This window comes from Streptomyces aureoversilis (assembly GCF_042657885.1).
Taxonomy (GTDB): Bacteria; Actinomycetota; Actinomycetes; order Streptomycetales; family Streptomycetaceae; genus Streptomyces; species Streptomyces aureoversilis.
On record NZ_JBHSKJ010000009.1, the window covers coordinates 34,492 to 47,750 of the forward strand.

14 protein-coding genes and 1 riboswitch are annotated in these 13,259 nt (G+C 73.1%); of the genes, 8 read left to right on the top strand and 6 right to left on the bottom strand.

What is annotated here, in order from left to right; translation table 11 throughout:
* Positions 1 to 26: 26 nt before the first annotated feature.
* Both ACFPP6_RS17230 and ACFPP6_RS17235 read left to right on the top strand, forming a co-directional pair.
* A complete protein-coding gene (locus ACFPP6_RS17230) occupies positions 27 to 1,376 on the top strand; it encodes a class II 3-deoxy-7-phosphoheptulonate synthase (protein WP_058044801.1) in 1,350 nt (449 codons plus the stop codon).
* Positions 1,377 to 1,495: 119 nt separating this feature from the next.
* Positions 1,496 to 1,750 (top strand): (2Fe-2S)-binding protein, encoded by a 255-nt coding sequence (locus ACFPP6_RS17235; protein ID WP_382042696.1) that lies wholly within the window; start codon positions 1,496 to 1,498, stop codon positions 1,748 to 1,750.
* Between the two features lie 18 nt (positions 1,751 to 1,768).
* Here ACFPP6_RS17235 and bfr read toward each other — a convergent pair whose 3' ends face one another.
* On the bottom strand, positions 1,769 to 2,257 hold the full coding sequence (gene bfr, locus ACFPP6_RS17240) for a bacterioferritin (protein WP_382042699.1): 489 nt from the start codon (positions 2,255 to 2,257) through the stop codon (positions 1,769 to 1,771).
* Positions 2,258 to 2,412: 155 nt separating this feature from the next.
* Between bfr and ACFPP6_RS17245 the strand changes: the two genes are divergently transcribed.
* Positions 2,413 to 3,045, top strand: a complete 633-nt coding sequence (locus ACFPP6_RS17245) for a sulfite oxidase-like oxidoreductase (RefSeq protein WP_382042701.1) — start codon at positions 2,413 to 2,415, stop codon at positions 3,043 to 3,045.
* A 105-nt stretch (positions 3,046 to 3,150) separates the two neighbouring features.
* Here the strand turns inward: ACFPP6_RS17245 and ACFPP6_RS17250 are convergent, their stop codons facing one another.
* The 5 genes from ACFPP6_RS17250 to thiO form a co-directional block, all read right to left on the bottom strand.
* Positions 3,151 to 4,035, bottom strand: a complete 885-nt coding sequence (locus ACFPP6_RS17250) for a deoxyribonuclease IV (protein WP_382042703.1) — start codon at positions 4,033 to 4,035, stop codon at positions 3,151 to 3,153.
* Positions 4,036 to 4,037: 2 nt separating this feature from the next.
* Entirely contained in the window at positions 4,038 to 5,993 is a 1,956-nt protein-coding gene (gene pknB, locus ACFPP6_RS17255; protein WP_382042706.1) for a Stk1 family PASTA domain-containing Ser/Thr kinase, read from the bottom strand.
* 97 nt (positions 5,994 to 6,090) lie between these two features.
* On the bottom strand, positions 6,091 to 6,891 hold the full coding sequence (locus ACFPP6_RS17260) for a thiazole synthase (protein ID WP_382042708.1): 801 nt from the start codon (positions 6,889 to 6,891) through the stop codon (positions 6,091 to 6,093).
* 9 nt (positions 6,892 to 6,900) lie between these two features.
* Positions 6,901 to 7,101, bottom strand: coding sequence for a sulfur carrier protein ThiS (gene thiS / locus ACFPP6_RS17265; protein ID WP_336013971.1), 201 nt, complete (start codon positions 7,099 to 7,101; stop codon positions 6,901 to 6,903).
* Positions 7,102 to 7,136: 35 nt separating this feature from the next.
* On the bottom strand, positions 7,137 to 8,336 hold the full coding sequence (gene thiO, locus ACFPP6_RS17270; RefSeq protein ID WP_382042711.1) for a glycine oxidase ThiO: 1,200 nt from the start codon (positions 8,334 to 8,336) through the stop codon (positions 7,137 to 7,139).
* Positions 8,335 to 8,446, bottom strand: a riboswitch (TPP riboswitch). It overlaps the preceding gene by 2 nt.
* 194 nt (positions 8,447 to 8,640) lie before the next feature.
* On the opposite strand from thiO, the gene ACFPP6_RS17275 reads away from it, so the two are divergent.
* The 5 genes from ACFPP6_RS17275 to ACFPP6_RS17295 all read left to right on the top strand — a co-directional run bounded on the left by ACFPP6_RS17275 (position 8,641) and on the right by ACFPP6_RS17295 (position 13,211).
* Positions 8,641 to 9,810 carry an NAD(P)/FAD-dependent oxidoreductase gene (locus ACFPP6_RS17275; RefSeq protein ID WP_382043280.1) on the top strand — a complete coding sequence of 390 codons (1,170 nt, stop codon included), beginning with the start codon at positions 8,641 to 8,643 and terminating at the stop codon, positions 9,808 to 9,810.
* A gap of 60 nt (positions 9,811 to 9,870) precedes the next feature.
* On the top strand, positions 9,871 to 10,236 hold the full coding sequence (locus tag ACFPP6_RS17280; protein WP_058044809.1) for an Rv2175c family DNA-binding protein: 366 nt from the start codon (positions 9,871 to 9,873) through the stop codon (positions 10,234 to 10,236).
* Between the two features lie 141 nt (positions 10,237 to 10,377).
* The gene (gene thiE, locus ACFPP6_RS17285; RefSeq protein WP_382042713.1) at positions 10,378 to 11,028 is read left to right on the top strand and encodes a thiamine phosphate synthase; all 651 of its coding nucleotides are present in this window, start codon (positions 10,378 to 10,380) and stop codon (positions 11,026 to 11,028) included.
* Positions 11,029 to 11,181: 153 nt separating this feature from the next.
* Positions 11,182 to 12,099 carry a methylenetetrahydrofolate reductase [NAD(P)H] gene (gene metF, locus ACFPP6_RS17290; protein ID WP_382042716.1) on the top strand — a complete coding sequence of 306 codons (918 nt, stop codon included), beginning with the start codon at positions 11,182 to 11,184 and terminating at the stop codon, positions 12,097 to 12,099.
* A 41-nt stretch (positions 12,100 to 12,140) separates the two neighbouring features.
* Positions 12,141 to 13,211 carry a hypothetical protein gene (locus tag ACFPP6_RS17295; protein WP_382042718.1) on the top strand — a complete coding sequence of 357 codons (1,071 nt, stop codon included), beginning with the start codon at positions 12,141 to 12,143 and terminating at the stop codon, positions 13,209 to 13,211.
* Positions 13,212 to 13,259 lie beyond the last annotated feature (48 nt).

The following is a 13,259-nucleotide window of genomic DNA, read 5'->3' on the forward strand; positions in this document are numbered from 1 at the left end:
CCGCCGCGACCCCGTAGGGTTGGAGCGTGACCGTGAACGCTGAACTCCACGCCGGTGGCAACACCTGGCGCTCCCTTCCCGCGGCGCAGCAGCCCGAATGGCCGGACCAAGAGGCTCTGCGCGATGTGATCGCCGAGCTCGAGTCCTATCCGCCTCTCGTCTTCGCGGGCGAGTGCGACCAGCTGCGCCAGCGCCTGGGAGCGGTCGCCCGTGGAGAGGCGTTCCTGCTCCAGGGCGGCGACTGCGCCGAGGCCTTCGATGCCGTCGGTGCCGATCAGATCCGTAACAAGCTCAAGACGCTGCTCCAGATGGGCGCCGTGCTGACCTACGCGGGCCAGGTGCCCGTCGTCAAGGTCGGCCGCATCGCCGGTCAGTACAGCAAGCCCCGCTCGAAGCCGACCGAGACCCGCGACGGCGTGACCCTGCCGACCTACCGCGGCGACTCCGTCAACGGCTTCGCCTTCACGCCCGAGGCCCGCACGCCGGACCCGCAGCGGCTGAAGCGCATGTACCACGCCTCCTCGGCCACGCTGAACCTGGTGCGCGCCTTCACCACCGGTGGTTACGCCGACCTGCGCCAGGTGCACGCCTGGAACCAGGACTTCGTGAAGTCCTCCCCGTCCGGGCAGCGCTACGAGGCCCTGGCCCGCGAGATCGACCGTGCGCTGAACTTCATGAACGCCTGCGGGACGGACCCGGAGGAGTTCAAGACGGTCGAGTTCTACTCCTCGCACGAGGCCCTGATCCTCGACTACGAGTCGGCCCTGACCCGTACGGACTCCCGCACCGGGAACCTGTACGACGTCTCCGGCCACATGGTCTGGATCGGCGAGCGCACCCGTCAGCTGGACGGCGCGCACATCGAGTTCGCCTCGAAGATCCGCAACCCGATCGGCGTGAAGCTCGGCCCGACCACCTCGGCCGAGGACGCGCTCACCCTGATCGAGCGCCTCGACCCGGAGCGCGAGCCCGGCCGGCTCACGTTCATCACCCGGATGGGTGCGGGCAAGATCCGTGACCACCTCCCCGAGCTGGTGGAGAAGGTCACCGCCTCCGGTGCCCAGGTGGCGTGGATCTGCGACCCGATGCACGGCAACACCTTCGAGGCGGCCTCGGGTCACAAGACCCGCCGCTTCGACGACGTGCTGGACGAGGTCAAGGGCTTCTTCGAGGTCCACAAGAGCCTCGGCACGCACCCCGGCGGCATCCACGTCGAGCTCACCGGTGACGACGTCACCGAGTGCGTGGGCGGCGGCGACGAGATCTTCGTCGACGACCTGCACCAGCGCTACGAGACGGCCTGTGACCCCCGCCTCAACCGCAGCCAGTCCCTGGACCTGGCGTTCCTCGTCGCGGAGATGTACCGCGACCAGTAGGAGCCGGTGGAACGAGCGCGCCGTGGGGCGGGAATCTGTGATCCCCGCCCCACGGCGTTGTTATTCCGCCACCGGGCCAGGTAAGGTAAGGGTTACCTTATTGATCAACCCGGTTGGCGGTGAACCGCGTGTACGTCTGCTCGTGCTTCGGCATCACGGAGCAGCAGGTGCGTGAGCACGCGGACAAGGGGGCGTGCACGCCCCGGCAGATAGCCTCCGCCAGCAAGGCCGGCACCGACTGCGGCAGCTGCGTGCGCCGCATCCAGGCGCTCCTCGGCCGTGGTACGTGCCCGCGCCGCGAGCTGGCCGACAAGGGGGAGTCCGGCGTGCTCAGCGCCGAGATACCCGCGCTGCGCCAGCCCCAGGCGGCCTAGCGCCCCCGGCGGCCCCGGCTAGTCCGCCCCGCCGTTCTCCTGCTCGATGAACTGCGCGATGTACAGCGCCTCGCCGAGCTTCTCGAGCAGCTCCAGCTGGGTGTCCAGATAGTCGATGTGATCCTCTTCGTCCGCGAGGATCGCCTCGAAGATGTTGGCCGAGGTGATGTCGCCCTTGGCCCGCATGACCTCCACCCCGCGCCGGAGGCGGTCGATGGCCTCGACCTCCACCTGCCGGTCGGCCTGGAACATCTCCGTGATGGTCTGGCCGATCCGGACGTGGAAGAGCCGCTGGTAGTTGGGCAGCCCCTCCAGGAAGATGATCCGGTCGGTGAGGGTCTCCGCGTGCCGCATCTCGTCGAACGACTCGGCGCGCGTATGCGACGCGATCTTGGTCCACCCGTGGTGCTCCTGCAGCTTCGCGTGCAGGAAGTACTGATTGATGGCGGTCAGCTCGGCAGTCAGCTGTTCATTGAGGAACTCGATGACCTCGGGGTCGCCCTGCATTGCAGAGGCTCCTTCCAAGCAAGGATGAATGGCAGGTTGCGCGCATCCTCGCACCGCCCTTCGAAACCGTCCAGTAAGTGCACACTTAGTGGGAGTTGTCCCAATAGTGGAACCCCTGGTCATCGGCGCCGTGAAAGGTCTGACACCATGGGGGCATGGGGCCCTCGAAAAACACCGAAAGCCGCAAAGGGGAGCTCCCCCAGCTGCCGCCGGGGCAGCGTCTTCAGCGCGGGTGGCCGGTGACGCACTACGGCCCCGTGCCGCGGTTCAAGCCGGACCGGTGGGAGTTCCGGGTCTTCGGATCCACCGCCGACGGCGACAAGCACTGCTGGACGCACGAGGAATTCTCCGCCCTGCCGTATGCGACGGTCGTGGCCGATCTGCACTGCGTCACGAAATACAGCATGCTCGACGCCGAATGGGGCGGGGTGTCGGCCCGTACGGTGCTCGAACTCGCACCGCCCGCACCCGAGGTCACCCATGTGATGGTGTGGGCGGAATACGGCTTCAGTTCCAATCTGCGACTGGCGGACTTCGCCTCCGAAAAGACGATTTTCGCCACGCACAAGGACGACGAGCCGCTCACCGCCGAGCACGGCTTCCCCGTCCGCCTCGTCGTGCCGCACCTCTACGCCTGGAAGGGGCCCAAATGGGTGCGCGGCGTGGAGTACATGACCGCCGACCGGCGCGGGTTCTGGGAGGAGCGGGGCTACCACAACGTCGGGGACCCCTGGCGCGAGCAGCGCTACTCCTACCAGGAGCAGCCGGGCGAGGGCCCGGAGCTCTAGCCCCGCGGGCGGCGGACCGCGACGTGCGCCGGTTCCGCCGGCTGCGTGCGTACCGCCGGGCCGTCGCCGCAGCCGTCCTCCGCCGCCGCGGCAGCCCGCCTTCGCCTACAGCACGCCGTCGCGCAGTTCCTTCAGCCGGGCCACGTCCGCGGCGTGGCCCGTGGGGCCGCCCGGTGTCTCGATCGTCAGCGGCACCCCGGCCGTGGCCGGGTGGCGGAAGAGCTCCGCGAAGGGGTCGGCGCCGATGTGGCCGGAACCGATGTTCTCGTGCCGGTCGAGGTGCGCGCCGACGGCCGCCTTCGAATCGTTGGCGTGGATCAGGCGCAGCCGTCCCTCGCCCACCACCGAGACCAGCTCGTCCAGCGTGCTCTTCATCCCGCCCGGCCCGGCGAGGTCGTGGCCCGCCGCGAAGACGTGGCAGGTGTCCAGGCACACGCCCAGCTTCGGGTGGTGCTCCAGTGCCTCGAAGTAGGGGCCGAGGTCCTCGACCAGCGAGCACAGGGACGCGCCCTGGCCGGCCGTGGGCTCCAGCAGCAGCCAGGGGTCGTCGTCGTGGGTCAGCTCGTCCAGCAGCGGCAGCAGCCGCTCGTGGACCTGCTCCAGCGCCGCCCGGCGCGGCCGGCCGCCCGTCGCGGAGCCGGTGTGCACGACCACGCCCTGCGCGCCGATGGCACGGCCGCGGCGCAGCGAGTGCCGCATCGACTCCGCGGACAGCTCGACCGTCGCCTCCGTGTGCGAGCCGAAGTTGATCAGATAGGGGGCGTGCACCCAGACCGGCAGGGACTCCTGCGCGCACGCGGCGCGGAACTCCTCGTCCTGCCGTGGGTTGCCCGCGGGCGTCGCCCAGCCGCGCGGGTTGGCGACGAAGACCTGCAGGGTCTCCGCGCCCATCTCGCGCGCGTAGGCCAGGCCCACCTTGGCCAGCCCGCCCGCCACCGGCACGTGGCCGCCTACGGGGTTGCGCAGCCGCCCCGGGATCAGCTCCTCCACCGCTACAGACCGCCCTTGAGCTTGATGGTGACCGTGTCGCCCTTGGCGGCCTGCTCGCCGCCCTTGACCGACTGGCTCTCCACCGAGTCCTGCGGGAAGAAGAACGGCTTGTCGACCTTCACCTTGAAGCCCGCCTCGGTCAGCAGCCGCTTGGCCTCGGCCTCGTTCCTGCCCGTGACGTCCGGGACGGGCACCATCTCCTTGCCCTTGGAGACGGTGAGGGTGACCGTGTCGCCCTTGGCGGCCTTGTCGCCCGTACCGGGGGACTGCTCGGCCACGGAGCCCTTGGCGCGGTCGGAGAAGACCTGGGCGTCCGACACCTTCGCCTCGAAGCCCTTGTCGCGCAGGGCGGCGGTCGCGGCGTCCACGGACATGCCCCGCACGTCCGGCACGTCCAGCGGCGCGCCCTTGCTGACGGTCAGCGCGACCGGCGCCTCCGGGCGGCGCTGCTCGCCCGGCTTCGGGTCGGTGGCCAGCACCGAGCCCTGCGGGGTCTCGCTGCTGAACTGCTTGGCGATCTCGCCGACGGTCAGGCCGGCGCCCTCGATCTTCTTCTTCGCCTCGTCGAAGGGCATGCCGGCGACGTTGGGCACCTCGGCCCGGGCGGGGCCGCGCGAGAGGGTGATCGTCACCTTGCCGGTGTTGCGGATGCGCTTGCCGGGCGCCGGGTCGGCGGCGATGACGTGGCCGCGCTCGACGGTGTCGCTGAAGTCCTCCTTCGTGCGCACCCCGAGCCCGGCGTCGTCCAGCGTCTTCTCCGCCTTGTCCCGGGTCATGTCCAGGACGGCGGGGACGGTCGTGAACTGGCCCGAGTTGACGTACCAGACACCCGTGCCGATCAGGACCGCCAGCAGCGCGGCGACCGCCACGAGGACCCCGCGCCGCGGCGCCTGCCGGAACCGGCCGCGCGGGCCCGCGGGAGGAGCGGGCGGGACCGGGGGAGCGGGCGGCTGCTCCAGCCGCGTCGTGCGGTTCAGCTGATCGCCGTCCTCGGCGGGCAGCGGGCGCGCGGCCGGCCGGGGCAGCACGCTCGTACGGTCCTCCGGGCCCGTCGCGCGGCCCGTGACCGCGTCGGTCAGCGCCTGCGGGGGCGCCGCGTCCAGCTGCTCGTCGCTCAGCTCCGCGCGCGCCGCCCGGGCCAGGCCGAGCAGCGCGACGGCGTCCGCCGGGCGCAGCCGCGGGTCGCGGGCCGTGGCGTCGGCCACGAGGCCGTCCAGCCCGGCGGCCAGGCCCGGCACGGCCGCCGACGGCGGCGGGACGTCCGCGTGGAGGTGCTGGTAGAGGACCTGGGCCGGGGTGCTGCCCGTGTGCGGCTTGGCGCCGGTCAGCATTTCGTAGAGGACGACGCCGCACGCGTAGACGTCCACGCGCGGATCGGCGGTGCCGTGCTCCAGCTGCTCGGGGGCCAGGTACGACACGGTGCCGAGGACGGATCCGGTGGACGCGGTGGTGTCGGTGTCCACGGCCCGGACGAGCCCGAAGTCGGCGACCTTCACCCGGCCGTCGTCGCCGATCAGCACGTTCTCGGGCTTCATGTCGCGGTGCACCAGGCCCGCGAGGTGGGCCGCGCCCAGCGCGGCCAGCACCGGCTCCAGGATGTCGAGGGCGGCGCGGGGCTGGAGAGCCCCGCGCTCGCGCAGCACGTCGCGCAGGGTGCACCCGGGCACGTACTCCATCGCCAGATAGACGTACGGGCCGTCGGTGCCCTGGTCGTGGACGCCCACCACGTTGGGGTGGTCCAGGCGCGCGACCGACTTGGCCTCGCGGATGAAGCGCTCCACGAACGCGGTGTCGGCGGCGAGGCCGGGGTGCATCACCTTGACCGCGAGCACCCGGTCGAGCCGGGTGTCGAGGGCACGGTAGACCGTGGCCATCCCGCCCACGGCGATGCGGGCCTCGACCCGGTAGCGGCCGTCGAGCGTGTGCCCGACCAACGGGTCCCCTAGCGTCGTATCCACGCGACGAGTCTAAAAGGGGCCGGGACGAAGCCCTGACCCGGTAAAAATCGGCCCTTCCGGCGATTGAGGACAAAAGGGGTCAGGGGCGGAGCCCCCGCTACTGAGCGAACTCCGGACGTTCCGGATCGAGACGTGCCAAGCCCTCCGCAGGAGAGGACGCCTCGGCGAAGTGCCGCCGCGGTATCCGTCCCGCCCGGTACGCCAGCCGCCCCGCCTCCACGGCGTGCCGCATCGCCTCCGCCATCAGCACCGGCTCCTGCGCGCGGGTCACCGCGGAGGCGAGCATCACCGCGGCGCAGCCCAGCTCCATGGCGAGCGCCGCGTCGGAGGCCGTGCCGGCGCCCGCGTCGAGGATCACGGGGACCCCGGCCCGCTCGGTGATCAGCTGGAAGTTGTGCGGGTTGCGGATGCCGAGGCCGGAGCCGATGGGCGAGCCCAGCGGCATGATCGCCGCGCAGCCGGCGTCCTCCAGCTTGCGGGCGAGGACCGGGTCGTCGTTGGTGTACGGCAGCACCGTGAAGCCGTCGTCCACGAGGATCTCCGCGGCGTCGAGCAGCTCGATCGGGTCCGGCAGCAGCGTGCGCTCGTCGGCGATCACTTCGAGCTTGACCCAGTCCGTGCCGAGCGCCTCCCGGGCCAGCCGGGCGGTCAGGACGGCCTCGCCGGCGGTGTAGCAGCCGGCCGTGTTCGGCAGCACCCGGATGGAGTGCCGCTCCAGCACGGACAGCACCGAGCCCCGGACGCTCGCGTCCAGGCGGCGCATCGCGACGGTGGTCAGCTCGGTGCCGGAGGCGAGCAGCGCGCGCTCCAGGACGTCGAGGCTGGGCGCCCCGCCGGTGCCCATGATCAGCCGGGAGCCGAGGGTGGTGTCGGCGATGGTGAGCAGATCGTCCGCCATCAGCGCTGATCAGCCCCCCTGCACTGCGGTGAGGACCTCGACGCGGTCGCCCGCGCCGAGCCGGGTGGCGGCCCACTGGCCGCGCGGCACGACGGCCTCGTTGACGGCGGCGGCCACGCCGCCGGGCGCGGTGGTCATGCTCGCCACGAGACCGCCCAGGGTCAGGCCGTGCGGCACCTCGCGGTGCTCGCCGTTGACGCTGATGCCCATGTGGGCCTCGGGGTTGTCGGTGGGGTCGCTGGGGTTCATACGGGCAGCTCCTGCAGCGCGTTCGAGAAGCGTCGGGGGGTGAAGGGGCGGGCCTCCTCGGGGAGGCGCCCGGTGGTCAGCACCTCGGCCATCACGTCGCCGGTCAGCGGGGCGAGGAGGACGCCGTTGCGGTGGTGGCCGGTGGCGGCGTGCAGCCCGGGCAGGGCGGTCGGGCCGAGGAGGGGGGCGTTGTCGGGGGAGCCGGGGCGCAGCCCGGCGGAGGTCTCCACCAGGGGCAGCTCGGTGATGCCGGGCACCAGTTCGTGGGCGTCGCGCAGCAGCTCGTAGACGCCGCCGGCGGTGACCGTGGTGTCCCAGCCGAGCTCCTCGGTGGTCGCGCCGAGGACGAGCTCGCCGTTCTCGCGCGGCACCAGGTACACCGGCCCGCCGCGGACGACCGCGCGCACGGTGCGGGAGAGGAAGGGCGCGTACGCGTCCGGGACGCGCAGCCGCAGCACCTGGCCCTTGACGGGGCGCACGGGCGGCAGGACATCGGCGGGGACGCCCGCGAGCGTCCCGCTGCGGCTGCCCGCGGCGAGCACCACCTGCTCCGCGGCGACGCGGCGGCCGTCCGCGAGCTCGGCGCCCGTGGCGCGGTCCCCGGAGAGCAGCAGCCGGGCGGCCCCCGAGCGGTGGAAGGCGACCCCGGCCCGCTCGCAGGCCGTGAGCAGCGCCCGCGCGAGCCTGCGGGGATCGGTCTGGTGGTCCCCGTCCACCCGCAGCCCCCCGCGTACGCCGGGCGCGAGCATCGGCTCCAGGCGGCGGCACTCGCGGCCCGTGAGCCACTGCGAGTCCAGGCCGGAGCGCTGCTGCAGAGCGTGCAGTTCGCGCAGGTGCTCGCGGTCGTCGGCGTCGAGGGCGACGGCCAGCGTGCCGCACGCCCGGTAGCCGGTGGCGACGCCGCTGGCCTCCTCCAGCTCCGCCGTGAAGTCCGGATAGCGGCGCGCGGAGGCCAGGTTGAGGGCGAGCAGCGCCTCCTCGCCGTAGTGCAGCTCGGTCACCGCCGCCAGCATCCCGGCGGCGACGCGCGCCGCGCCGCCGCCCGGCGCGGGGTCGGCGACGGCGGTCCGCAGCCCGCGCTGCGCGGCGCGCCAGGCGGTGACGAGCCCGATGAGCCCGCCGCCCACGACGAGGACGTCGCAGGCGGGAACGGTCGGCGCGGTCGGTGCGCCCGGTGTGGTCGTCGACGCGGCCATGAGGTGTCCAGCCCCTCCCTTCGCCGGCATGACCCGGATCAGGTTCGTACGGTCGGAGGCCGTCCAGCCTCCCTCTCAGCCCGGTCGTCCGGGCTCCCGCGAGTGCGTGCACCGGCCACCCTAGTACGGGCCGCGAACCCACCGGAAGGCCGGACCGAGGCGCTCCGCGGCGCGGGAGGAGACCCGCCGGGCAGGCCCTGGCCCCGGTCGCGCACGGCCGTCGTCCTACAGTGATCGGGTGAGCGAGCACCGGGAAGAACCACTTGCCGCCCGTGAGCGGCGCGTCGTCATCGTGGGCGCCGGAATGGCCGGCGTGCAGACCGCGGTCGCCCTGCGCGAGCTCGGCTGGGCCGGCACCGTCACCGTGCTGGGCGCCGAGCCGCACCCTCCGTACGACAGGCCCCCGCTCTCCAAGGCCGTCCTGCTGGGCAAGGCCGACGGCTCCGCGTTCGAGGTGGACTTCGACCTGCTCGGGATAGACCTCCGGCTCGGCCGGGAGGCCACCGGCCTGCGCCCGGCCGAGCACCTGGTGGACACCGCCGCCGGGCCGGTCCCCTATGACGTCCTGGTCATCGCCACCGGCGCCGAGCCCGTCCGGCTGCCCGGCAGCGAGGGCCTGCCCAACGTCCACCTGCTGCGCACCCTCGACGACGCCGTGCGGCTGCGCCCGGTCCTGGCCGCGCAGCACGACGTCGTGGCCGTCGGCGCGGGCTGGATCGGCGCCGAGGTCGCCACGGCCGCCCGGGAGGCGGGCTGCGCGGTGACCGTGGTCGAGGCCGCGGACCGCGTCCTCGCCGGCGCCGTGCCCGCCGAGGTCGCCGCCCGGATGGCCCCCTGGTACGAGGAGAGCGGCGCCCGGCTGATGCTCGGCGCGCGGGTGACCGCCGTGGAGCACGACGCGGTCGTGCTGGCCGACGGCACCCGGCTGACGGCCGGCGCCGTGGTCGTCGGCGTCGGGGCGCGGGCCGCGACCGGCTGGCTGGAGGGCTCCGGCATCGCGCTCGGCGAGGACCGCGCCGTCCTCGCCGACGAGCGGCTGCGCACCTCCCTGCCCGGCGTCTACGCGGTCGGCGACTGCGCGTCGTTCCCCTCCGCCCGCTACGGCGAGCGGCTGCTCGTGCACCACTGGGACAACGCCATGCAGGGCCCGCGGACCGTTGCGGCGAACATCGTGCTGGGCCCGGCCGAGGGGCCGTCGTACGACCCGGTGCCGTACTTCTGGTCCGAGCAGTTCGGGCGGTTCGTGCAGTACGTCGGCCACCACGCCGCCGCCGACGAGCTGCTGTGGCGCGGCGACCCCGCGAGCGCCGCCTGGAGCGTGTGCTGGCTGCGCGCCGGCGTCCTGGTCGCCCTGCTGGCCGTCGGCCGTCCCAGGGACCTGGCCCAGGGCCGCAAGCTCATCGAGAAGGGCGCCCTGCTGGACCGCGCCAAGGCCGCCGACGCGTCGGTGCCGCTGAAGGCCGCGGCGCTGTGACGCGCCCGGGTCGGGTCAACCCGGCTACCGGCTGTCAGCGCCAGATGGCAGGCTTGTCCCGTGACCGAGATTGACGCAAAGATCGACGCGCTTGTTCCCGCCTGGCTCAACCTCCCCGACATCGCCGAGAAGCTCGGCGTGGAGGTGACGCGCGTGCGGCAGCTGGTGAAGGAGGGCCAGCTGATCGCCGTGCGCCGAGGTGAGAACCGGGTGCTCATGGTGCCCGCCGCCTTCATCGGCGAGGGCAAGGTCGTCAAGGGCCTGGCCGGGACCCTGACGCTGCTGCGGGACGACGGCTTCAGCGACGAGGAAATGCTGGAGTGGCTGTTCACCGCCGACGAGACCCTGCCGGGCACCCCGGCGGACGCCCTGCGGGAGAACCGCGGCACGGAGGTGAAGCGGCGCGCCCAGGCGCTCGCCGTCTGAGCCGCCGGGAAGCCCGCGGGCCCGGTCCGTTCCGGGGCCCGATCCGTTTCAGGGCGCGGTGACCGCGCCCGTCAGAACCGTCCGGTGTGCGGGCGGGGCCCGCCCCCGCCCGCACACCGCCGACCCGGGGGGAACCACCCGATGTCCGCCACCGCCCGCGACGCGCTCGCCGACGCCCGGCTGTACCTGTGCACCGACGCCCGCAAGCGCCAGGGCGACCTGCCGGAATTCCTCGACGCGGTCCTCGCCTCCGGTGTCGACATCGTCCAGCTGCGCGACAAGGGCATGGAGGCGGGCGAGGAGCTGGAGCACCTCGCGGTCTTCGCCGACGCCGCCCGGCGCCACGGCAAGCTCTTCGCGGTCAACGACCGTGCCGACGTCGCCCACGCCGCCGGTTCCGGCGTGCTGCACCTCGGCCAGGGCGACCTGCCGGTACCCGCCGCCCGCGCCATCCTCGGCGCGGACGTCCTGATCGGCCGGTCGACGCACGCCGGGTCCGAGGTGGACGCCGCGGCCGCCGAGCCCGGTGTGGACTACTTCTGCACCGGCCCCTGCTGGCCCACCCCCACCAAGCCGGGCCGCCACGCCCCCGGCCTGCCCCTGGTCCGCCACGCGGCGGCCCTGGGCACCGAGCGCCCCTGGTTCGCGATCGGCGGCATCGATCTGGGCAATCTGGAGCAGGTGCTCGACGCGGGCGCCCGCCGGGTCGTCGTGGTCCGCGCGATCACCGAGGCGGACGACCCCGGAGCGGCCGCCGCGGAGCTGGCCGAGCGGGTCCGCGAGCGCCTCTGAGGCCACGCCCGGTCCCTTTCGGCGGCCCGGGAACGTCAACGGAGCATCAACGGAACATGAAGATCCGTCCGCATGCCGGACGGGATACTGGCCTATCGGGCAAATCGCAGAAGTGGGTTGGGGGCCGCGGGGAGCGCTGGTTAACTTGCCGGTATGGCCCTTGGCACCGCCTCCACCAGGACAGACCACGCGCGCACGGTGCGTGAGCTGCTCGCCTCAGGCGAGCGGTCGTATTCCTTCGAGTTCGCCGCCCCGAGGTCCGAGAAGGGGGAACGCACCCTCTGGGACGCCATCCGCCGGATCGAGGCCGTCGGCCCGACCTTCGTGTCCGTCACCTACGGCGCGGGGGGCTCCTCCCGCGAGGGCACCGTGCGGGTGACCGAGCGCATGGCGACCGACACGACGCTCACGCCCGTCGCCCACCTGACAGCCGTCAACCACTCCAAGGCCGAGCTGCGCAACATCATCGGCCAGTACGCCGACGTCGGCATCCGCAACATGCTCGCCCTGCGCGGCGATCCGCCCGGCGACCCCATGGGCGAGTGGGTGCGTCACCCCGACGGCCTGCACTACGCCGCCGACCTCGTGAGCCTCATCAAGGAGTCCGGCGACTTCTGCGTCGGCGTCGCCGCCTTCCCGGAGATGCACCCGCGCTCCACCGACTGGGACACCGACATCCGGTACTTCGTGGACAAGTGCCGCGCGGGTGCGGACTTCGCCATCACCCAGATGTTCTTCTACCCGGAGGACTACCTCCGGCTGCGCGACCGGGTGGCCGCCGCCGGCTGCGACACCCCGATCATCCCTGAGATCATGCCCGTCACCAACGTCCGTCAGATCGAGCGGTTCGCGCAGCTCAGCAATGCCGCGTTCCCCCCGGCGCTGGCCGAGCGGATCCTCGCGGTCAAGGACGACCGGGCCGCTGTACGCTCGATCGGGATCGAGTACGCCACGGAGCTGTGCGCTCGGTTGATGGCCGAGGAGATTCCCGGGCTGCACTTCATTACCCTGAACCACTCCACGGCGACGCTGGAAATCTACGAGAATCTGGGACTGCACCAGCGGTCCTGACGGCCGGCCCCTCGAAGGCGGCGGCCACGAGAGGGGCGTAAATGGGCTGGACGGTCCTCTACATCGCGTTCGGCGTCGTCGCGCTCTGGCTGCTCGGCGAAGTGCTGCTGCAGTACAAGGCGCGACTGCGCTGGCGCCTCCTCGCCTTCGCCGGCTTCCTCGGCGTCGTCGCGGGAGTCGTCATCCCGTCCGTCGCGGTCATCGGGGCGGGCGCGGTGGCCTTCGCCGTCGGGCAGACGTACGTGACGCTCTCCTTCCGCCGGGGCTTCTCCCGCGGCTGGGCGCTCCGCCGGGACAAGGGCGGCAACATCGACAACGCAGGCGAGTTCGGCAAGTCCGGTACGGAGGAGAAGTCCGGTACGGGCGGTAGGTCCGGAAGAGGTGTCAAGTCCGGTAGGCGTGCCGGGAAGCCGGCCGTTGAGGACGACGCCCCGAAGGAGCCGCGCGCCGGCCGCCGCCGCAGGACGGAGCGGGCGGAGGCCCCGCCGCTCGACGAGACCGCGGCCATGCCCGCCGTCCCCCCGCTCGCGGAGCCCGCGAGCGACCCCGGCCTGCCCGGCACCGGCCACCAGCCGCACGACGTCCCCGCCCCCGGCGCCACGGGCGACGCGGCCTACGGCGGCTACGGCGACAGCGGCTACGGCGCCGCCTCCGCTCCCGCACCGGACCACGGCCCCGCCCCGTACGCCGACCCCTACGGCACCCAGGTCCCGGCGGCGCCCGGCGCGCCCGCCGAGCCCGGCCAATTCGACTACGGGCAGGGACAGTACGCCGCGTACTCCGACCCCTACATCGGCAGCCGGCAGCAGGCCTACGAGCCGTACGACTCCTACGGGCAGTACCAGCAATCCGCCCCGCAGCCCTACGGCATGGGCGGCCACCCCGCCGACGCCTACGCACCCGCCCCGCAGTACGACACGGACACCCCGCCCGGCGGCGTCTGGGTGCCGCAGCAGCGCGACGGCGACTACCCGCCCGTCCCGCAGGGCTACGCCCAGCAGCCCTACCCCGGCTACCCCCAGCAACTCCCCGCACAGGGACAGGGACAGGGCCAGGGGCCGGGCTACGGCGAGCAGTACACCGAGCACCACAACGAGCAGCCCCGCTACTGACCGTGGGGCCCCGCCGCCGAAGCGGCGGGGCCCCACGCGGGGAACCGC